Source organism: Pseudoduganella sp. HUAS MS19, assembly GCF_053615455.1.
The window spans coordinates 4,898,143-4,918,828 of record NZ_CM132133.1 but is presented as its reverse complement, the minus strand read 5'-3'; the positions used below and the strand labels follow the sequence as shown (position 1 = coordinate 4,918,828).

The 20,686-nt window shown below is 63.0% G+C and carries 18 protein-coding genes and 1 pseudogene; 12 read left to right on the top strand and 7 right to left on the bottom strand.

Annotated elements, in window-relative coordinates; all coding sequences use genetic code 11:
• Nucleotides 1-10 precede the first annotated feature (10 nt).
• The 4 genes and pseudogenes from ACWBU6_RS22555 to cueR form a co-directional block, all read left to right on the top strand.
• The gene (locus tag ACWBU6_RS22555) at nucleotides 11-4,732 is read left to right on the top strand and encodes a two-partner secretion domain-containing protein (protein WP_452645586.1); all 4,722 of its coding nucleotides are present in this window, start codon (nucleotides 11-13) and stop codon (nucleotides 4,730-4,732) included.
• Nucleotides 4,701-5,453 carry a FecR family protein gene (locus tag ACWBU6_RS22550; RefSeq protein ID WP_452645585.1) on the top strand — a complete coding sequence of 251 codons (753 nt, stop codon included), beginning with the start codon at nucleotides 4,701-4,703 and terminating at the stop codon, nucleotides 5,451-5,453. The genes ACWBU6_RS22555 and ACWBU6_RS22550 overlap by 32 nt, the downstream gene beginning before the upstream one ends.
• Nucleotides 5,454-5,522: 69 nt before the next feature.
• A complete protein-coding gene (locus ACWBU6_RS22545) occupies nucleotides 5,523-7,697 on the top strand; it encodes a heavy metal translocating P-type ATPase (RefSeq protein WP_452645584.1) in 2,175 nt (724 codons plus the stop codon).
• A gap of 4 nt (nucleotides 7,698-7,701) precedes the next feature.
• A pseudogene (cueR, locus tag ACWBU6_RS22540) lies at nucleotides 7,702-8,082 on the top strand (Cu(I)-responsive transcriptional regulator); the annotation flags it as partial.
• On the opposite strand, the gene ACWBU6_RS22535 reads toward cueR, so the two are convergent.
• Nucleotides 8,083-8,829, bottom strand: coding sequence for a sulfite exporter TauE/SafE family protein (locus ACWBU6_RS22535; protein WP_452645583.1), 747 nt, complete (start codon nucleotides 8,827-8,829; stop codon nucleotides 8,083-8,085). It abuts the pseudogene before it with no gap.
• 49 nt (nucleotides 8,830-8,878) lie between these two features.
• Complete coding sequence (locus tag ACWBU6_RS22530; protein WP_452645582.1) at nucleotides 8,879-9,571, bottom strand: FMN-dependent NADH-azoreductase; 693 nt, start codon at nucleotides 9,569-9,571, stop codon at nucleotides 8,879-8,881.
• Between the two features lie 110 nt (nucleotides 9,572-9,681).
• On the opposite strand from ACWBU6_RS22530, the gene ACWBU6_RS22525 reads away from it, so the two are divergent.
• Entirely contained in the window at nucleotides 9,682-10,560 is an 879-nt protein-coding gene (locus ACWBU6_RS22525; protein WP_452645581.1) for a LysR substrate-binding domain-containing protein, read from the top strand.
• Nucleotides 10,557-11,303, top strand: coding sequence for a glutathione S-transferase (locus tag ACWBU6_RS22520; RefSeq protein ID WP_452645580.1), 747 nt, complete (start codon nucleotides 10,557-10,559; stop codon nucleotides 11,301-11,303). Before ACWBU6_RS22525 ends, ACWBU6_RS22520 begins: the two co-directional genes overlap by 4 nt.
• Here the strand turns inward: ACWBU6_RS22520 and ACWBU6_RS22515 are convergent.
• Nucleotides 11,287-11,487: a heavy-metal-associated domain-containing protein gene (locus tag ACWBU6_RS22515; protein WP_452645579.1), complete on the bottom strand. Its 201-nt coding sequence runs from the start codon at nucleotides 11,485-11,487 to the stop codon at nucleotides 11,287-11,289. The genes ACWBU6_RS22520 and ACWBU6_RS22515 overlap by 17 nt on opposite strands.
• Nucleotides 11,488-11,551: 64 nt before the next feature.
• Here ACWBU6_RS22515 and ACWBU6_RS22510 point away from each other — a divergent pair, with 64 nt between their 5' ends.
• From ACWBU6_RS22510 to ACWBU6_RS22500, 3 genes are read left to right on the top strand one after another with little or no spacing between them, the layout of a single operon-like run.
• A complete protein-coding gene (locus ACWBU6_RS22510) occupies nucleotides 11,552-12,352 on the top strand; it encodes a DUF4349 domain-containing protein (RefSeq protein WP_452645578.1) in 801 nt (266 codons plus the stop codon).
• On the top strand, nucleotides 12,349-13,215 hold the full coding sequence (locus ACWBU6_RS22505; protein WP_452645577.1) for an ATP-grasp domain-containing protein: 867 nt from the start codon (nucleotides 12,349-12,351) through the stop codon (nucleotides 13,213-13,215). Before ACWBU6_RS22510 ends, ACWBU6_RS22505 begins: the two co-directional genes overlap by 4 nt.
• Before the next feature lies 1 nt (nucleotide 13,216).
• Nucleotides 13,217-13,636, top strand: coding sequence for a VOC family protein (locus tag ACWBU6_RS22500; RefSeq protein ID WP_452645576.1), 420 nt, complete (start codon nucleotides 13,217-13,219; stop codon nucleotides 13,634-13,636).
• Here ACWBU6_RS22500 and ycaC read toward each other — a convergent pair whose 3' ends face one another.
• Complete coding sequence (gene ycaC / locus ACWBU6_RS22495; RefSeq protein ID WP_452645575.1) at nucleotides 13,637-14,242, bottom strand: isochorismate family cysteine hydrolase YcaC; 606 nt, start codon at nucleotides 14,240-14,242, stop codon at nucleotides 13,637-13,639.
• Between the two features lie 102 nt (nucleotides 14,243-14,344).
• Between ycaC and ACWBU6_RS22490 the strand changes: the two genes are divergently transcribed.
• On the top strand, nucleotides 14,345-15,244 hold the full coding sequence (locus ACWBU6_RS22490) for a LysR substrate-binding domain-containing protein (protein ID WP_452649606.1): 900 nt from the start codon (nucleotides 14,345-14,347) through the stop codon (nucleotides 15,242-15,244).
• Between the two features lie 153 nt (nucleotides 15,245-15,397).
• Entirely contained in the window at nucleotides 15,398-16,375 is a 978-nt protein-coding gene (locus tag ACWBU6_RS22485; protein WP_452645574.1) for a PIN domain-containing protein, read from the top strand.
• 56 nt (nucleotides 16,376-16,431) lie between these two features.
• Here the strand turns inward: ACWBU6_RS22485 and ACWBU6_RS22480 are convergent, their stop codons facing one another.
• The 3 genes from ACWBU6_RS22480 to ACWBU6_RS22470 form a co-directional block, all read right to left on the bottom strand.
• A complete protein-coding gene (locus ACWBU6_RS22480) occupies nucleotides 16,432-18,210 on the bottom strand; it encodes a PhoH family protein (protein WP_452645573.1) in 1,779 nt (592 codons plus the stop codon).
• Between the two features lie 237 nt (nucleotides 18,211-18,447).
• A complete protein-coding gene (locus ACWBU6_RS22475; protein ID WP_452645572.1) occupies nucleotides 18,448-18,903 on the bottom strand; it encodes a peroxiredoxin in 456 nt (151 codons plus the stop codon).
• Between the two features lie 24 nt (nucleotides 18,904-18,927).
• Nucleotides 18,928-19,302: an Mth938-like domain-containing protein gene (locus tag ACWBU6_RS22470; protein ID WP_452645571.1), complete on the bottom strand. Its 375-nt coding sequence runs from the start codon at nucleotides 19,300-19,302 to the stop codon at nucleotides 18,928-18,930.
• A 133-nt stretch (nucleotides 19,303-19,435) separates the two neighbouring features.
• Here ACWBU6_RS22470 and ACWBU6_RS22465 point away from each other — a divergent pair, with 133 nt between their 5' ends.
• Nucleotides 19,436-20,668 (top strand): pyridoxal phosphate-dependent aminotransferase, encoded by a 1,233-nt coding sequence (locus tag ACWBU6_RS22465; RefSeq protein ID WP_452645570.1) that lies wholly within the window; start codon nucleotides 19,436-19,438, stop codon nucleotides 20,666-20,668.
• The last annotated feature ends 18 nt before the right edge of the window (nucleotides 20,669-20,686 follow it).

Here is a 20,686-nt window from a genome sequence, read left to right as displayed (position 1 = left end):
GGACTCCGATATGAACCACAGCAAGCAAAGCATCGTGCAGCGCAAGCTGCTGGGCCTGGCGCTCGCGGCCTGTTTCGGCAGCGTGCAGGCCAACCCGGTCGCGCCGCGGGTGGTGGCCGGCCAGGCCAGCTTCAGCCAGCAGGGCAATGTCTTCACGGTGGCTAATACGCCCAACACCATCATCAACTGGCAAAGCTTTTCGATCGGCGCCGGCGAGTTGACGCGCTTCCTGCAGCAGGGCGCGGACAGCAAGGTCTTGAACCGTATCACCGGGCAGGACCCCAGCCGCATCCTGGGCAGCCTGCAGTCCAACGGCCAGGTCTACCTGCTTAACCCGAACGGCGTGCTGTTCGGGCAGGGCGCACGCATCGACGTAGCGGGCCTGGTAGCTTCCAGCCTGGCGCTGTCGGATGCCGATTTCCTGGCCGGGCGCGCGCGCTTCACCGGCACGGCCGGCGCCGGCAAGGTGGAGAACCGGGGGCAGATTGCCACGCCGCACGGCGGCCGGGTCTACCTGGTGGCGCCGCAAGTGGAAAACAGCGGCATTATCCAGGCGCCCGGCGGCGCTGTGATGCTGGCCGCCGGCCACAGCGTGCAACTGGTGGACGGCGCCAATCCGGCGCTGCAGGTGGTGCTGTCGGCGCCGGCCGACCAGGCCCTGAACCTGGGCCAGGTGGTGGCGCAGGGCGGCCGCATCGGCATCTTCGGCGCGCTGGTCAACCAGCGCGGCAGTGTCAGCGCCGACAGTGCGGTGCGCGGTGCGCAAGGCCAGGTGCTGTTGCGCGCCAGCGGCCGCACCCTGCTGGAAGGCGGCAGCCGCACCACGGCGCGCGGTGGCGGCGAGGTGGCCGTGCTGGGGCCGCAAGTCGGCCTGACGGGCGATGCGCGGGTCGATGCCAGCGGCGAGCCGGGCGGCGGCAGTGTGCTGGTGGGCGGCGATTACCGCGGCGCCAACCCGCAGGTTCCGAATGCGCAGCAGGTCTATGTGGGCAGGGATGCCGTGCTGGCCGCCGATGGCGGCGGCAGCGGCAAGGGCGGCAAAGTGATCGTGTGGGCCGACGATACGGCGCGCGTGCACGGCAGCATTTTTGCGCGCGGCGGGGCGCAGGGCGGTGACGGCGGCTTTGTCGAAACCTCGGCGCACCAGCTGGAACTGGGCGGCCTGCGTGTCGACGCGGGCGCGCCGCAGGGCCGGCGCGGCCAATGGCTGCTCGATCCCTACGATATTGAAGTGAAGCTGACGCCGGGCATGCCCGCCACGCTGTCCGACGTCGCCACCTTCTGGTCCGGTCCCACCACCGGCGTGACGGAAATCGCCACCTCGCTGTTGAACGGGGCAACGGCCGACGTGACATTGCAGGCCCGGCACGACATCACCTTTGTCGACCCGGTCGCCATCGCGGCGCCAGGCGTTGGCCTGCTGGCCCAGGCCGGCAACCACATCATGGTCAAGGGCAGGCTGGCTACCAATGGCGGCATGCTGCGCCTGCAGGCCAATGACCCGGCATCCGGTGCGGCGACCGGCAGCGGCGCCGTCAAGCTGACTGCCGGCATCGAGACCGGCTTGGGCGTTATCGAATTGAGCGGTGCGGAAATCGAGGTGGGGCCGGCGCTCTTGCTGGCTGGGCAGGAAATGCACTGGAAGGCCGACAGCATGCGCATCGGCAGCGGCGCCCAGCTGCACGCCGCCAATGGCGTCTTCCTCAATCCCTATAGCGCCGGTACGGCGATCAGGCTGGGCCAGGCCAGCGACGGTACGCCTGGTGTGCTGAGCCTGGATGGCGCCGAGTTGTCATCCATCACCGCGCAGAACCTGAATATCGGCTTCGCCCAGCACGGCGGCTTGCTCAGCGTGGAAGGCATGCTGGACCTGGCCGGCAGCAATGCGGGCAATGCGATGCTGACCCTGGCCAGCAGCGCCATCGCAATCAACGGTGCGCTGAAGCCGAAGTCGGGTGTTTACCTGCAGACGGGCGGCGCGGTTAGCGGGGCCGGCGCGATTACCGCGCCGGTGCTGCTGATCAACGCCGGTTCGGTGGCGCTGAACGGACCGAACCAGGTGATGGGCTTGGCGGCCGCGGCCACCGGCGATATCAGCTTCAGCAATATCGGCAATCTGAACCTGACCTTTGGCAACGGCCAGGGCGGGGTGCAAACGCCCGGTCACGTGACCCTGAAAGCGAGCAGCCTGCACCAGGATCTCAGCACCCCGGTGCGCGCGGCCAGCCTGACCCTGGATGGCAGCGGGCAGGTCAATCTGGCCAGCAGCGGCAACCTGGTGGGAACGCTGCGCGCCCAGGGCGTGGGCAGCCTGAACTATGTCGACAGCGGCACGCTCGAGGTGCTGGCGCTGAGCCAGTCCGATGCCGTCAACAGCCTCGGGTTCAGCAACCTGCGGGTGCAGGCAAACGAGCTGGTGATCAACGGCCCGGTCAGCGGAAACGGCAAACCGCTGCACCTGGAAGGCGCTTCGCTGCGGCTGGCCCCGACGGCCATCCTTAGCGGCGGGCCGATGTTGCTGCGTGCCAAGGGCGGCAGCCTGGTCAGCGAGCTCGGTTCGCACGCCAGCGGCGTCGATATCGGGCTGGAGGCCAATACCATGAGCCTGGCAGGGCAGTTCAGCGCGGACCACAGTATCCGCGTCAGCAGCATTGGCGGGGCAGCCATCACCGTGGGCGGCACACCGCTCAACGAGAGCGGCGGGCTGGTGCTGGGCAATGCTGCCTTCGGCCACCTGGCGGCCCCCAACCTGGTGATCGGGGGCGCCTTCTTCGACCCGAACGGCAGTCCGGTCGCCAATGCCAGCCATATCACGGCCAAGCAGCTCGACCTGTCAGGTTCCAGCGGGCTGGGCTCGCTGGTGCTGCATACCAGCGGCAATATCGACCTGGCTGGCTCGGTTACGCTGCCGTCCGGCGCCGGCTTCGGGGCGGACGCGGGCGGCAAGCTGACCAACAATGCCATGGTCAGCGCAAAGGGCATCAAGCTGCGCGGTGGTTCCGTGGTCCTGACGGGGGCTGCCGGCAGCGGCATGCTGGCCGACTTCATCGGCATCGACAGTGCCGGCAGCATCGAGCTCGGCGGCAGCAGCCCGAGCGGTACGTCCACTACGCATTTGAGCAGCAGCGGGCTGGCATCGCTGAACACGCCGCGCCTGTTCATCAGCGCGGCGAGCGGCCTGAAGGTCGGTGGCGCGGTCAGCCTGCCGGGACGTGAAGTGGAACTGGAGGCACGCTCGGGCATGCTGCAGGTGGCGGCGCCGTTCCAGGCGGAAGTGGTGCACCTGAATGCCGACGCCATGGACTTCACGGCCGACGTGACGGCGAGCCTGGCTTCGCTGACGCCGGCCACTTCCGGCAACAGCATCGTGATCGGCGCAAGCTGCGGCACCGGCTGCCTGTCGCTGACGCAATTGAACCGGATCGTTGCGGCCACCGTCGGCATCGGCAGCCGCGACGATGGCAGCGGGGAGCCGATACCCGGGCCATTCCCCCGGCCTGGGACCAGTTCGGGGACCAGCGTCGAGAGTGGGACCGGCACCAGCCCCGTATTTGGGGCCGGCGCCATCCACATCGGCGGCGCCGCCAACCTGAACGCGCTGACCACGCGCCTGGGCCTGCTTTCCACCGGCGGCATCACGCAAGATAGCGCCAATGCGGCAGCAGCCCTCAAGGTGCAGGACCTGGGCATTGAAGCCGGTGGCAATGTGCAGCTCGATCACAGCGGCAACCAGCTTGCGCATATCGCAGCCGTGGTCGGCGCCGGCAACCTCGATGTCCGCAGCGGCCAGGCGCTGTCGGTGGTGCGGCTGCAGGGTGGCAACCCCGTCGGCGGCAGCGGCTATGACATCGACGGCATCAAAGTCGCCGGGACCGCGACGCTGCGCTCGGATGGCGCCTTGGCGACAGACGGCGCCGCAATCAGGGCCGGCAAGCTGGTGGCCAGGGCCGGCGCCGGCATCGGGAGCGCGGCGGCGGCGCTGCAGACATTCGTAGCCGAGCTGGATGCCGAAAGCACGGCCACCAGCGGCAACGCGCCCATCTACATCAGCAATAACAACGGCGCGCCGGCGCCGCTCTCGCTCCTGCAACTGAAACTGGCGAACGGCAACAGCGGCGACATCGCGCTGGACAATTACGGCGCGATGACGCTGGCGTCGGGCGGCGTGGTAAGCAGCGACAGCGGCGATATCCGGCTGACAGCGCACAGCCCGCTGAGCATCTTCGGCAGCGTGCTGTCGAATTCGGGCGACATCCTGCTGGAAGCGGGCAACAGCGGCAGCGGCGGCGACAACTTGCTGGTCGCCAGCGGCGCTCTGGTGAAGAGCCAGCTGGGCAACGTCACGCTGCTGGCCGGTACCCAAGTGACGTATGCTCCGGATACCGTGCAGGCGCCGGCCGGCACCGTGGGCGTCAACGGCGAGGTCATCTCGAAACCGTTACAGCCGCCGACCTCGGTCGACCAGTGCCAGCAGGACCCCAGCCTGCCCGGTTGCCAGCTGGTATTGCCGCCCACGGAAACACAGCCCACCAACCCGGTGCTGTCTGCCATCAACCAGACCATCCAGCTCATCAACAGTTCCAGCGCCGATGCCGCGCCAGGCATGGATTCGCTGGCCAGTGCGCCGGACGAGGACAAGGCGAGGAAAGAGGGCAAGAGCGACAAGCTGTCCCAGGATAAATCCAGCGGAGCGAAAAAGTATGAAGCCCCTGCAAAAATGTACTGCAACTAAGCTGGCCGGCCATGGCCTGGCGCTGGTGCTGTTGTGGCTGACAGCCGCGCTGGCGCTGGCGGCCCCGGTGGCGGGCACGGTGGTCCAGCTGAACGGCCCGCTGATGGCGCGCAAGGCCAATGGCACGGTGAAGAGCCTGTCCATCAAGTCGGAAGTCGAGAATGGCGACACCTTGGTGACGGAGAAGAATACCTATGCGCTGGTGCGCTTTATCGACCATAGCGAGATCACGCTGCGGCCCGGCAGCACGCTGACCATCGAGAATTTCAGTTTCGACAGCGGCAAGCAGGACGCGGACCGGGCACAGTTCAACCTGGTCAAGGGCGGCTTGCGCTCGGTCTCCGGCTTGCTGGGCAAGCGCAGCAGGGAAAAATTCGAACTGAAGACGCCGGCTGCCACCATCGGCATCCGGGGTACGCTCTTTGTGGCCGAGTTCGTAACGCCTGGCGGCAAGCAGCCGGAAGCCGTCCAGCCGCGGGCGCCAGGCCTCTACGTGCAGGTTCTGGACGGGATGATTCAGATCAATAATGGCGGCGGCAGCCAGTCCTTCAACGCCGGCCAGTTCGGCTTCACGCCGAACATGAACCTGCCTCCGGTGGTGGTGCCGCAGAACCCGGGCATGCAGTTCACGCCGCCGGCCATCTTCAATACCTCGCTGCAGGGGGGCAGAAGCTCGGCCGAGACGGGGCCGCAACGTGCGGTCGACTGCGAAGTCCGGTAAAAAAACGCTTGACCTTCCCATCATGGGATACTTGATACTGGTCGCCAGAGCATAGGCGAGGAGTATCCCATGAGTCAGTTCCAGCAAACCGTCCGTATTGAAGGCATGAGCTGCGCATCCTGCGTGCGCCGCGTTGAAAAGGCGCTGGCCACCGTGCCGGGTGTGGCGCATGCCGCCGTCAACCTGGCCACCGAGACCGCGCGTGTCGATTCCGATTCGCCGGTGGCCTTTGCAGCCCTGCAGCAGGCCATCGGCAAGGCAGGCTATGCCGCCAGCGAGCTGGCGGCGCCGGCCGCCGATTCCGCACCGCGCATTCCCGAAGGGCTGGCAGTCGTCATGTCCGCCGCACTGTCGGTGCCGCTGGTGGTGCCGATGGTCGCAGAGTGGTTCGGCGCGCACCTGATGATGCCGGCCTGGCTGCAATGGCTGCTGGCGACGCCGGTGCAGTTCGTGTTCGGTGCACGCTTCTATCGCGCCGGCTGGAAGGCGCTGAAAGCGCGCGCCGGCAATATGGACCTGCTGGTGGCGCTGGGTACTTCGGCAGCGTACGGCCTGAGCGTCTACCTGGCCTTCGCGCCGTCGCAAGGCATGGCGCACCTGTATTTCGAGGCATCGGCGGTGGTGCTGACGCTTGTCCTGCTCGGTAAATGGCTGGAGGCGCGGGCCAAGCGGCAGACGGCATCCGCCATCCGTGCACTGCAGGATTTGCGGCCGGTCACGGCGCGTGTGCGGCGCGAGGGCGAACCGGATGCCGATGTGCCGATCGACCAGGTGCGCGTAGGCGATATGGTGGTGATCCGCGCGGGCGAACGGGTGGCAGTGGATGGTGAAGTGGTGGATGGCGCCAGTCACGTCGACGAGTCCCTGATCACAGGCGAGAGCCTGCCGGTGGCCAAGCATGCGGGCGAGCGTGTCACTGGTGGGGCGATCAACGGCGAGGGACTGTTGCTGGTGCGTACCAGCGCGACGGGAGCGGAGACCATGCTGTCGCGTATCATCCGCCTGGTGGAGGATGCGCAGTCTGCCAAGGCGCCGGTGCAGAAGCTGGTCGACAAAGTGGCGGCGGTGTTTGTACCGGTGGTGTTGGTGCTGGCCGTGCTGACGATCGCCGGCTGGTGGCTGGCCACGGGCGACATCGAGCAGGCCGTGATCAATGCTGTGGTGGTGATGGTGATTGCCTGCCCGTGTGCATTGGGCTTGGCCACGCCGGCTGCGATCATGGCCGGCACGGGTGTCGCGGCGCGGCATGGGATTCTGATCAAGGATGCCGAAGCGCTGGAAATGGCGCGCCAGGTTGATACCGTGGTGTTCGACAAGACCGGCACGCTCACCCAGGGCAAGCCTGTGCTGGCGCAGATGCTGCCGCACGGTGTTCCGGCCGAACGCGCGCTGCAGCTGGCGGCGGCCATCCAGCGCGGCAGCGAGCATTCCCTGGCGCGGGCAGTGTTGGACGCGGAAGCGGCTGCCGGCGGCTCGGCGCCGCTTACCGCGAATGCGGTGACTACGCTGGCAGGCCGGGGGCTGGCGGCGACAGTTGACGGCCGAGAACTGCTGCTGGGCAGCGGCCGCCTGATGGCCGAGCGCGGCATCGACCTGGCGCCGCTGCAGCAACGAGCCTTCGAACTGGAAGGGACGGGCCATACGATTTCCTGGCTGGCCGATGCGGGCAGCAAGCAATTGCTTGGACTGTTGGCCTTCGCCGACCAGCCCAAGCAGCATGCCCGCGCCGCGGTCGAACGCCTGCATGCCCGCGGCATCGCGACTGTCATGCTGACCGGCGACAACCGGGGCAGCGCGCAGGCGGTGGCGCAGGCGCTTGGCATCGGCAGCGTGGAAGCCAACCTGCTGCCTGCCGATAAAACCAGCGTCATTGCCAGGCTGAAGGCCGAAGGCAAACGCGTCGCCATGGTCGGCGATGGCATCAATGACGCGCCGGCGCTCGCCGCGGCGCATGTCGGCATCGCCATGGCCACTGGCACCGATGTTGCCATGAACGCGGCTGGCATCACGCTGATGCGCGGCGAGCCGTTGCTGGTGGCGGATGCGATCGACATCTCGCACCGCACCTTCAGCAAGATCCGGCAGAACTTGTTCTGGGCCTTCATCTACAATGTGGCCGGGATACCGCTGGCGGCACTTGGTATGTTGAACCCTTTGCTGGCCGGTGCTGCGATGGCATTCAGTTCGGTCAGCGTGATCAGCAACGCCTTGCTGCTGCGCCGCTGGCAGCCTTCGAAGGAGTAAGAGAATGAATATCGGGCAAGCCGCTGCCGCATCAGGCGTCAGCGCCAAAATGATCCGCTACTACGAGAGCATCGGGCTGGTGCGCGAAACTGCGCGCACCGACAGCGGATATCGCATCTACGGCGAAAACGACCTGCACACGCTGCGCTTCATCAAGCGTGCCCGCAACCTGGGGTTTTCGCTGGAGCAGATCGGCGACCTGCTGTCGCTATGGCAGGATACCGGCCGTGCCAGCTCGGACGTGAAGACTATCGCGATGAGCCACGTGGCGGAACTGAACCAGCGTATTGTGGAGCTGACCGAGATGCGCGACACCCTGGCCAGCCTGGCGCAAACCTGCCACGGCGACGACCGCCCGGAATGCCCGATCCTGCAGACGCTGGGCTCAGCGCAGGAACATGTACACGGTGAGCACTGCGCCCACGATCACCACAAAGATGCGCATCAGCTGCGGGGGAAGGCGGTAGATCAGCCACGAACCCAGAAGCCCACCCGCAATACCACCCGCGCATAAAGCCAGGGCGGCGGGCCAGCTGATCATGCCGGAAAAGGCGAAGATCAGGGTGGCGGAGGCGTTCATGGCCATGGCAAGCATGTTCTTGGTGGCCGTTGCTGCGCGGATCTGCTGACCGGCGATGGTCAGGGCGGCCAGCATCAGGAAGCCGATGCCGCCGCCGAAGTAGCCGCCATAGATCGCGATGCAGGCCTGGACTACCGCCAACATCCATTTCGGCATGCTGGAGGCGGCCTGCACCGGCTGGCGGCGGAAAGCGCCCCAGGCAAACATGGTGGTGGCGAACAGCACCAGCCAGGGCACCAGCCTGGCGAAGAAAGTCGGTGGCGTGATCCACAACAGGATGGCGCCGAGGATGCCGCCGATAATACTGATCGTGAAAAGCTGCGGGAAACTCAGGCCGCTGACGCCTTCCGCGAATTTGCGCCCGGCAATGGCGGAAGTGGCCTGGCTGGGGAACATGGCGACTGTGGAGGTCATGTTCGCGGCAACGGGATTCAGGCCGGCCAGCAGCAGGGCAGGGAAGGTGATGAAGGAACCGCCGCCGGCCAACGCGTTCTGCGTGCCGGCGAAAAGTCCTGCTGCGGCGAGCAGTAAGATGGTGTGGAGTTCGGGCATCGGGCCATTATAGCCAAGCTGCCCGCGGCCTGCCGGTGCGCGCTGCCGGTCAGGCGGCGCGGCGCGGTGCGCGTATGGCGGCGATAGTCTGCGCGAGGCGGTCGGTGGCGTGTTCGGCATCGGCGATCGAGCGCTGCAGGCGCTCGCCGCCGAATTCGTCGTATTCGATGGCCGCACCGTATGCATCCGTCACGCCCAGGTAGCGGAACACGCTGCGTACCGAGCCTTCTACGTGGTTGATGCCTTCCAGGCGCTGGCCGGGATCGTAGCCATAGTCGCCCCGCGAGGACAGGATTACGAGCTGTTTGCCCGCGTCGGCCAGCATTGGCCAATACGGCTCGCCGGCACGGGAACGGTCGAAGCCGAAAGTGCGCCCGACACGCACGATGTTGTCCAGCCAAGCCTTGAATTGCGCCGGCGGGCCGAAGTTATACATCGGCACACCGGCGACAACGATGTCGGCAGCCAGCAGTTCATCAACCAGGGCGTCGCTTTGCGCCAGCGCTTCCACCATCCATGGCGCGCGCGCCGCAGGCGGGGTAAAGGCGGCATGCACCCAGCCGCCGGACACGGGCGATGGCGGCTCGGCTCCGACATCTCGATAGATGACTTCTGCTCTGCTATCGAGCTGCAGGTAGCGCTCGATGAAGCGTGCTGTCAGGCGGCGCGTATGCGAACCGTGCGCCTGGACGCCGGAACGCCCCGGCCGGGCGCTTGAATCGATATGCAGGATGGTGGTCATATGTTTTCTCCGTCAGGTTGCGATGTCCGTACTGTGCGCCCGCCGGAGGGCGGTGACAAACGATCAATTCTCAGCGGATGGATGAACAGAATTCATGTATAGTCGACAATATGAAACGCCGCCTTCCATCCCTGCCCGCACTGCGCAGCTTTGAAGCCGCCGCCCGGCTGCAAAGCTTCAAGCTCGCCGCCGAAGAGCTGTCGGTCAGCGCCACCTCGATCAGCCACCAGGTTCGCGCGCTGGAAGAGGCAATGGATGTGCGGCTTTTCCTGCGCAAAACCCGCGCCGTCGAGTTGACGCCGGAAGGCCGCATCCTGCTGCAGGCAACCGGCAGCGGCTTCGATGCCATCGCGGCCGGCGTGGAGCGCCTCAGGCGCGAGCAGCGCCGCACGGTCACGCTGTCCACCACGCCGGCCTTCGCCGCCCGCTGGCTGGTGCCGCGCCTGGCGGCGTTCAATGCCGAGCATCCCGACATCGTGCTGAATGTCCATGCCAGCAACAAGCCGGTCGACCTGGCCGGCGGCGCGGCCGATCTTGCCGTGCGGGGCGGCGCCGGCCATTTCGCGGGACTGCACGCGCAGCGCCTGATGCAGGCGGGCTTTGCTCCCGTCGCCAGCCCGCGACTGAAGCTGCGCAAGGCGAGCGACGTGGCGCACCACCCCTTGCTGCATTTCGACTGGCAGCGCGGAAACCGGAACGCGCAGACCTGGGATAAATGGGCGAAGGCGGCGGGGGTGGCGCTGGACGCGGCCTGCGGCATACGTTTTTCCGAGGAGTCGCACGCAGTGCAGGCAGCGATTGCGGGGCAGGGCGTGGTGCTGACCGCCTTGCCGCTGGTGCGTGAAGAAATCGGTATGGGACTGCTGGAAGCGCCGGTGGGGCCGGTGCTCGGCGGATTCGACTTTTATGTAGTGCGGCCGGAGGGCGGCGAACCGCGCGAGGAAGTACGCGCCGTCGAAGCATGGCTGCTGGCACAGGAGGTGCAATGATGGAGCCTTACAAGCTTTACTACTGGCCGACGATCCAGGGCCGTGGTGAATTCGTGCGGCTGGCGCTGGAGGAGGGTGACGTTCCGTACATCGATGTGGCACGCGGCAAAGGCGGCATGAAGGCGATGACCGAACTGATCGCCGGAAGCAAGGACCCGCGCGCGGCGTTTGCCCCGCCCATCCTGCAGGCCGGCGAACTCATGATCGGTCAGACCGCGAACATCCTGATGTTTCTTGGTGCGCGGCACAAGCTGGCGCCGCGGTCCGAAGCAGGCCGCCTGTGGTGCAACCAGCTGCAGCTGACCATCGCGGACATTGCCGCCGAGGCGCACGATACGCACCACCCGATCTCGGTCAATATGTACTATGAAGAGCAGGCGCGCGAGGCGAAGGCGAGGGCGCGCGATTTTGCGATGGAGCGCATTCCGAAATACCTGGATTACTTCGAAGGCGTGGTGCGGGCCAACCAGTCGCGCGGTGGCTGGATTGTCGGTTCGCGGCTCACTTATGTCGACCTGTCGCTGTTCCAGTTGCTGGATGGATTGCGCTATGCGTTCCCGAAAGCGATGGCAGCGTACGAGGGCCGTTGGCCCGGCCTGCAACGGCTTGCAGGCCGGGTGGCGGCACGTCCGAGGATCGCCGCCTACCTGGCTTCAAAGCGCCGTATCGCCAATAACGAGGACGACCTGTTCCGGCATTACCCGGAACTGGAGCAGGGAGTGCGCGTCAAACCGCGCGGGTAACCGGATAGCCCGCATCGACGATGGCATCCCTGATCGGCTCCAGTGCAGAGGCCGAGTTGACCTTGACATGCTTGCCCTTCAGGTCGACCTCGACAAAGGCGGCCGGGTCAACGGTGTGTACGGCTTCCGTAACGGCAGACACGCAGTGGCCGCAAGTCATATTTTCTACAGTCAGTTCATACATTTGAGGTTCCTTTCGTCATATGGGTAAACGTACTTTAATCCTTCCCACCATTGTAAAGTCAAGCATGCTGGCGCTGCTTTTGCTGCAGGGCTGTTCCGCCAAGTACGAAGCGCCGGCAGGGGTTGCGGGAGCAGCCCGGGAAATGGCCGCGCCGGCCCCGGCCGCCGATGGCTCGGCCGCATCGCCAGCCGAAGCGCAACGCGGCAAATACCTCGCCTATGAGCATTCCGTCACTGTCGATGCACCGGAGGGCGGCGTCAAGCCGCTGCTCGACAAGCTGATTGCAGCGTGCCAGGCAGACGCGGCCAACCAGTGCACGCTGCTGGCATCCGGCGTGGAAGGCGGCAGGGAGTCGCGCGCCCATATGCGCGTGCGGATCAAGCGCCCCGGCATTGAAAGTTTGATCTCGCTGGCGTCGACAGGCGGCGAAGTTGCATCGCGCAATACGTCGGCAGAAGACCTTGAAGGCCCGATACGCGACAACGCCAAGCGCCTCGACATGCTGCGCTCCTACCGCGAAAAACTGCTGGCGCTGGAGAGCAAAGCAGGCAATAACGCAGAAGCCCTGATCAAGGTGTCGCAGGAAATAGCGACGGTGCAAAGCGAGCTGGAATCGGCCACCGGCGTTGAAGCGCGCCTGATGGAGCGGGTCAATATGGACCTGCTGAACATCTCGATCCAATCCCGCACCCAGCGCGGCTTCTGGTCGCCAGTCAAGCGTTCTCTGGGCGACTTCGGCAGCAACCTGTCGGAGGGAATCGCCAGCGCGATTACGGGTGCTGCATACCTGTTGCCATGGGCGCTGGTCCTGTTCCTTCTTGGCCTTGTAGTGCGCAAGGTTTGGCGGAAGGTGCGTAAGCCATGACCCGCAGAGTCAAATGGCTGGTTCAGAAAGAGGGTTTCTCGATGTCAAACCGCGAGGATACGATCGAAGCACTTGAGCGATCTGGATTTGCGCATGAGGAGTTCGGCCTCTTCCCAGGTTCAACCAGGGTCCTGAACCTTGAACACATCCTGACGGATCCCGATGAAAAGTTTATCGTTCGCGGTGGAACACGGCTGCATGCGCTGTTAAAGGCTGCCTCGGGCATCGCCGAGCTGGCAACGCAGGTTTCCACCGAACAGGCCAGGCATGGCCGCCGATACCTGGAACAGCTCAGGCAAGGGATCTTTTACGACGAGCAGACGTTTGACCAGGCTTATTACGCCGGACTAGGCCTGCCTTTACTGAATAGCGACGCTACGATGTATCCGATCGCGGCCAACCTGTCGCGGTCATTCGACCGTGACAAGTTCATCAAGCCGAGCAAGGACGAGAAGGCGTTCGATGCGGGAATCCTCGCGGCAGGCGAGACGATTGAAGCATTCATCAGCAGGCAGGCGCAAGCCCGCAACTGGCGCGATGAAACGGCCGTTATTGCGTCATGTAAGGCGATCATTGCGGAGTACCGTTTTTTTGTCGTGGATGGGGCGGTTGTTACAGGTTCACTGTACCGCTTTGCAGGGAAGGCGAACTTTAATGCGAGTATTCCTTCCGACATCTTCGCTGCCGCAACCGAGTTCGCGCGGGTGTATCGTCCCCATGCAGTCTTCACGTTGGATCTTGCGGAGACAGCCGAAGGAATTCGTATCATTGAATACAACTGCTGGAATGCTTCTCGCCTGTATGCGGCGGACGCAGGAAAGATTTTCCACGCAGTGCAAGATTATGTGCAAGGGCAACCCTGACATGAAACAGTCCATTGTCCACATTGCCCTCGTCGTTCGCGACTATGACGAGGCAATCGATTTCTACGTCAACACACTCGGCTTCGAGCTGCTTGACGATACGTACCAGCCGGAGCAGGACAAGCGCTGGGTGGTGGTGGCGCCGCCGGGCGGCAGCGGTACCACGATCCTGCTGGCGCGAGCCTCCAGGCCGGAGCAGGAGCCTTTTGTCGGTAACCAGGCCGGCGGGCGGGTGTTCCTGTTCCTGAACACGGATGATTTCTGGCGCGACTTCGAGCGACTGAAAGCGAAAGGCGTGCGGATCGTACGGGAGCCGAAGCAGCAGGACTACGGAATGGTTGCCGTCTTCGCAGACCTGTACGGCAACCTGTGGGACCTCCTCCAATTGAACCAGGACCACCCAATGGCACGCCGGGGTTGATCAGCCTTTGTTGAAGCTGGTGATCAGGTTGCGGTAGTCCGGGATGTAATTGGAGAACAGCGCGCCCAGGCCTTCGACGTCGTTGCGCCAGTCGCGATGCAGTTCGCAGGCCGTGCCAAACCAGCTCATAAGCTGCACGCCGGCGTCCTGCATGCGGCGCCAGGCAGCGTCGCGGGTCATTTCATTGAAAGTCCCGGAAGCATCGGTTACGACGAATACGTCGAAGCCTTCGTCAATCGCCGACAGGGCGGGGAAGGCGACACACACTTCGGTCACCACGCCGGCGATGATCAGTTGTTTCTTGCCGGTGGCTTTGACTGCTTTCACGAAGTCTTCGTTGTCCCATGCATTGATCTGGCCAGGGCGCGGAATGAATGGAGCATCCGGGAACATCTGCTTCAACTCCGGCACCAGCGGGCCGTTCGGGCCGTTCTCGAAGCTGGTGGTGAGCACGGTGGGCAGCTTGAAGTACTTGGCCAGCGCCGCGGTTGCCAGCACATTGTTCTTGAATTTATCCGGATCGATATCGCGCACCAGGGACAGCAGGCCGGCCTGGTGGTCGACCAGCAGGACGGCGGCATTGTTCTTGTCGAGGCGTTTGTACATGGCAGTTCTCCTTCGGTTGGTTGGGTAAGTACAGCATAGTCACGCACCAGTTCATCCGCTAGTGCCGTAAAATGGACGCGCTGTTCTTCCAGAGGAACAATGATGGATGACCTGAACGATCTTTTTTATTTTGTACAAGTGGTGGACCACGGCGGCTTTACGCCCGCCGGCCGCGCACTCGGCATGCCGAAGTCAAAACTTAGCCGCCGCATCGCGGCCCTGGAGCAGCAATACGATGTGCGCCTGCTGCAGCGGACCACGCGCCATTTCTCCGTCACCGAAACAGGACGCGAGTTTTACCAGCAATGCCAGGCTGTGCTGGTGGAGGTGCAGGGGGCACGTGAAGTGATGGAACGCCAGCGCTCGGAACCGCAAGGACTGGTACGGGTCAGTTGCCCGACGGCCTTGCTGGAGTACCGCATTGGCCCGCTGGTGGCGCGCTTCATGAAGCAATGGCCGAAAGTGCGGGTGCTGCTGGAAGCGACCAATCGGCGGGTCGATGTGCTGGGAGAAGGGATCGACATCGCGCTGCGCGTGCGCTTTCCGCCTTTGGATTCGAGCGACCTGGTGATGCGCGTGCTGGGCAACAGCCCACAGCGCTTGGTGGCCAGCCCCGGGCTGCTGAAGCCGCGCAAGCTTCTCAAGAACCCGGAGGCGCTGGAGGTGGCAGGCTTGCCCAGCCTGGATTGGGGGCCGCCGCGCGACCATGCATGGCAGTTCGATGGCCCGGATGGCGCCCAGGCCACGGTACGGCACCAGCCGCGCTACATCACGGACGATATGACGGCATTGCGCCAGGCGGCGTTGGAAGGCGTCGGCGTGGTGCAGTTGCCTTGCATGGTGGTGGAGGATGCCCTGATCAGCGGCAAGCTGGTTGACGTGATGCCGGGCTGGGTGCCGCGCGGCGGCTTGATCCATGCTGTTTTTCCTTCCCGGCGCGGCCTGCTGCCGGGCGTGCGTTTGCTGCTCGACTTCCTGGCGGAGAATATCCAACAGGAATAGCAGCGGCGCCGTACAAGCTCGGATGGTGGTTTGCGAATGCTAGCGAAAGGCGCTTATGACCGGTTTGCATTCGCGCTTTCGACCGTGCTAGATTGACGTAGTTATTTGATCACCTCCCAAACCCTTTCCGCGCATGTCGCAAGTGAGGTTCAAATGCATGTCTTCATCGACACCAATATCCTGCTTAACTTCTTCCACTTCACGAAAGAAGAAATCCACGCATTGAGTAACGTGTTTGCATCCCATGAACACGGCGCTGCAAGCGTCCACCTCACTGAACAAGTGTGCCATGAGTTCTCTCGCAACCGAGAAGGAAAAATCAAGGATGCGCTCAAGAAGTTCAAAGACGTCAAGTTCGCCGCTCAGCTTCCTGCGTTCATGAAACAGTACGAAGAGTACGAGAAGATCCGGGAGAAGAGCTCCGAGCTTCAGGAACTGGCCAAGTCAATCTCCAGGAAAGTCGATGTCGACGTAATCAAGAAGAGCCTGATCACCGATACGCTGATCACGGACATCTTCGACAAGAGTGACCCGATACCCACAACGGTCGACCTGTATGCGAAAGCCCAGATGCGCATGGCCCTTGGCAATCCGCCAGGGAAGAATGGATCGATCGGAGACGCTGTCAATTGGCTGGCATTGCTTGATGCAGTCCCTGAAGCCGAGGACATTCATGTGATAAGCGAGGATGGGGATTATTACTCCGCATTGGATGAGGTCCGGCCGCATCCGTTCCTGCAGCAAGAATGGAAAGAGAAGAAGAGCGGTGAGCTGCGTGTGTATCGCACCTTGTCCTCTTTTTTAAAAGAGCATTTTGATGGAGTGGCATTCTCCTACGATAAGAACAAGGAGATGCTCATTGATAGCTTGTCTGAGTCGCGGTCTTTCGCTGAGACCCATCAATTGATTTCGCGGCTTGAGCAGTTCAGTTATTTTTCGCTGAAAGAGGTCCAGAGAATTCTTGCCGCAGCTCTCACCAACAATCAGTTCCGCTGGATCATTGGTGACAACGATCTATACGAATTCCTGAACCGCGTCGCCGTGCCGTGGATGTCAAGCCTGACAGATCAGGACCACGTCAGCTTGCTTCGGGATATGCTCGCCAATAAGACCGGGCAAGCAGAGGATTGAGTCCGAAAAAAAAAGCCCCGCACTTGGCGGGGCTTGTTGCACGATGGCGGGCTGGGTTACAGCACGTCGCTCGCGTGGTCTGCCAGGCGGGAACGCTCGCCGCGTGCCAGCGTGACGTGGCCGCTGTGCGCCCAGCCCTTGAAGCGGTCGACCACATAGGTCAGGCCGGACGAACCTTCGGTCAGGTAAGGCGTGTCGATCTGCGCGATGTTGCCCAGGCAGAGGATCTTCGTGCCGGGGCCGGCGCGCGTCACCAGGGTCTTCATCTGCTTCGGCGTCAGGTTCTGCGCCTCGTCGATGATAAGGAACTTGTTGACGAAGGTGCGGCCGCGCATGAAGTTCAGGGACTTGATCTTGATGCGCGAGCGGATCAGGTCCTGCGTCGCCGCACGGCCCCATTCGCCGCCTTCGCCGTCGGACTTGTTCAGCACTTCCAGGTTGTCGTCGAAGGCGCCCATCCAGGGACCCATCTTTTCTTCCTCGGTACCCGGCAAGAAGCCGATATCTTCGCCCACCGGCACCGTGACGCGGGTGACGATGATCTCGTTATACAGCTTGGTCTCCAGCACCTGCGCCAGGCCGGCGGCCAGCGCGAGCAGGGTCTTGCCGGTACCGGCCTGGCCCAGCAGGGTGATGAAATCGCACTCCGGGTTCATCAACAGGTTCAGCGCGAAGTTCTGTTCGCGGTTGCGGGCAGTCACACCCCACACGCTGTTCTTGTTGTGCGAGTAGTCGCGCAGGGTTTGCAGGACGGCGGTCTTGCCGTTGATCTGCTTCACCTGTGCGTAGAACGGCGACTCGCCGTTGTTCGGTTCCAGGAACACGAACTGGTTCACCAGCAGGGAAGGGATAAAGGGGCCGGTCACGCGGTAGAAGGTGCTTGACTGGCCGTGCTTGTTCTCCTGCCAGGACTCCATGTCCTTGCCGTGCTTGTTCCAGAAATCGTCCGGCAGCTGGACGATGCCCGAGTACAGCAGGTCGGTGTCTTCCAGCACGTGGTCGTTGAAGTAGTCTTCCGCCGGCAGGCCCAGTGCGCGCGCCTTGATGCGCATATTGATGTCTTTCGACACCAGTACCACGGCGCGGCCAGGCTGCTCGGCTTCCAGCGAGCGCACCACGGCCAGGATCTGGTTGTCGGCCTTACCTTGCGGCAGGCCTTCCGGCAGGTCGGCTACCTGCACCTTGGTCTGGAAATACAGGTGGCCCTTGGCATCCTTGTTGCCCAGCTTGTTCAGCGGGATGCCGGTTTCCATGTCGTCGTCTTCAGTATTGCTGATCAGGGCATCAAGCGTACGCGATACCTGGCGCGCGTTGCGCGCGACTTCGGACATGCCTTTCTTGTGGTTGTCCAGTTCTTCCAGCGTCATCATCGGCAGGAAGACATCGTGTTCCTCGAAACGGAACAGCGAAGAGGGGTCGTGCATCAGCACATTGGTGTCGAGCACGAACAGCTTGGTGCTGCCCACCACGTCCGCTTTGCGGCTGGAGGCGGACTTGAGCACCACTTCATGCTCCTTGTGTTTGGCCGGGTGCGGTGCATCGGCCTTGATCGGCGTGACCTTGGCGCGGGCTTGCGGCGCAGCCTTGGTGCGCGGTGGCGCAGGCACGTCGTCCGGCAGCTTGACGGCCTTCAGTGCAGGCGCCTTCTTCGCTGCGGTCTTTTTCGCAACTGGTTCTTTCACTGCTTTGGCAGCAGTTTTGGTCGCCGCTTTCTTCGGCGCTGGTGCTGCCTTTTCTTCAGTAGGGAAGGGAACCGGATTTGCTCCGCTCGCCTTCGGATAGTCTTTAGCCAGCAGCAGGGTGGCTGGCTTGCTAGGCAGTTTTGGCAGTGGCATCAGGATCTCAATCTAAAAAAGATGCGCCCACGCGAGGGCGAAGGCCTGGCATGGACGAACTATGGGGTGAATCGGAAAAACTAAAGGATGCCTGGCGGGCGTCTGCGTCGCCCGAAAGCCGGTGGGCATGCCACCGGGGACAGTGGGTGGAAGGACTTACTCGACTCAAAATCTGGCTGATACGTTCAAATGTAAAGCTCCCGTTGAGCTAACACATTCGCGGCGAGGGCCTTGCCATCAGCCCAGGTTTGCCACGAATTCCAGCACCTCATCGACGTGACCTGGTACTTTCACGCCTCTCCATTCTTTCACCAATCGGCCTTTTGCGTCAATCACAAACGTGCTGCGCTCAACGCCGCGTACATCTTTACCGTACATTTTTTTCATCTTCATGACATTGAAGGCCAGGCACACCGCTTCGTCCGGATCGGAGATCAGTTCGAACGGCAGGCCCAGTTTTGCCTTGAAGTTTTCGTGCGAGCGCAGCGAGTCGCGGCTGATGCCGTAAATTTCAGCACCGGCGGCGGTGAACTGGTCGTGCAGGTCGCGGAAGGCCATATTCTCGGTGGTGCACCCCGGCGTATTGTCCTTGGGGTAGAAGAACAGCACGGTCGATTTGGCGGGGCGGCCGGAGAGCTGGAAGGTCTGGCCGCTGGTCATGGCGGCGCTGAAGTCGGGGATGGTTTGGCTCATGCGCGTTTATTTAGGGGCAAAGTGTTATTTTTCAATGATCAGTGCCAGCAGGGCCTTGCGGCCTTCACCCATCAGGATGTTGTAGGTGCGGCAGGCGGCATTGGTGTCCATGCATTCGACGCCGATCTGCTTGCCGGTCAGCGGGGCGGCCAGGCGCGGATGGACGAAGCGCTGGCGCGCGCCGGTGCCGAGGATGACCACGTCGGGCTGTTCGGCCAGCAGTTGTTCGAAGTGTTCGACTGTCAGTTCCTCGAACTTTGCCACCGGCCAGGGGCGCGGTGCGCTTTCCGGCAGGACCAGCAGGCTGTAGTCGAAGGGCTTGCCGTTGATCTCGACTCCGCCGTCGAAATAACCGGAAACGGTCTGGTACTGGCCGGTGGTGCTGGAGTGGAGCTTCATAACATTTCGCTATATTTAAATGCAATAGAGATCTTATTGTAACGTTTTGCGCATATCGATGGTTGATTAAACCAATTTAATTCGGCAGAATGAGTATTTTCGCATTGCAGCAATTACACGTAAGGGATTGATTTTGCGTCCGGTTCAGAAATCCAATAAGCTCAACGAGATTTGTTACGAAATCCGCGGCCCAGTCCCGGAGAAGGCCCGCTTGATGGAGGAAGAGGGCCACAAGATCATCAAGCTGAACATCGGCAATATGCAGCCGTTCGGCTTCGATCCGCCTGACGAAATCGTCCACGACATGATCCTGAACCTGCCGAATGCGGCCGGGTATACCGATTCCAAAGGCCTGTTCGCGCCGCGCAAGGCGGTGATGCACTACACCCAGCAAAAGAAGGTCGCCAACGTGACGATGGACGACATCTACCTGGGCAACGGCGCCTCCGAGCTGATCGTGATGTCAATGAACGCGCTGCTGAACAACGGCGATGAAGTGCTGGTGCCGGCGCCCGACTATCCGCTGTGGACGGCGGCAGTCAGCCTGTCCGGCGGCAAGCCGGTGCACTATGTCTGCGACGAGCAGCAGCACTGGTTCCCGGACATCGACGACATGCGCAAGAAGATTACGCCCAACACCAAGGCGATTGTCGTCATCAACCCGAACAACCCGACCGGCGCGCTGTACCCGGACGAAGTGCTGCTGCAGATTATCGAGCTGGCGCGCCAGCACCAGTTGATCATCTACGCCGACGAAATCTACGACAAGGTGCTGTACGACGGCGTCACCCACACCTCGATCGCCGCGCTGTGCGAGGACGTGTTCTGCGTGACCTTCAACGGCCTGTCCAAGAGCTACCGTTCCTGCGGCTACCGTGCCGGCTGGATGGTGCTCTCCGGCGAAAACAAGAAATATGCGAAGGATTACATCTGGGGCCTGAACATGCTGGCCTCGATGCGCCTTTGCGCCAACGCTCCGGGGCAGTTTGCGATCCAGACTGCGCTCGGCGGCTACCAGAGCATCAATGACCTGGTGGCTCCCGGCGGGCGCCTGCTCAAGCAGCGCGACCTGGCATACAAGCTGCTGTCCGATATTCCGGGTGTCAGCGTGGTCAAGCCAAAAGCTGCACTGTATATGTTCCCCCGCCTCGATCCGAAGATCTACCCGATCGCGGACGACCAGCAATTCGCATACGAACTGCTGGAAGAAACCAAGGTCCTTATCGTGCAGGGCACGGGCTTCAACTGGCATAGCCCGGACCACTTCCGCGTGGTGTTCCTGTCGAATTCGGACGATATGGAAGATGCATTCGGCCGCATCGCACGCTTTATGGAAGGCTACCGAAAACGGCACGGGCACAGCTAACAAAACCAGGGATAAAAG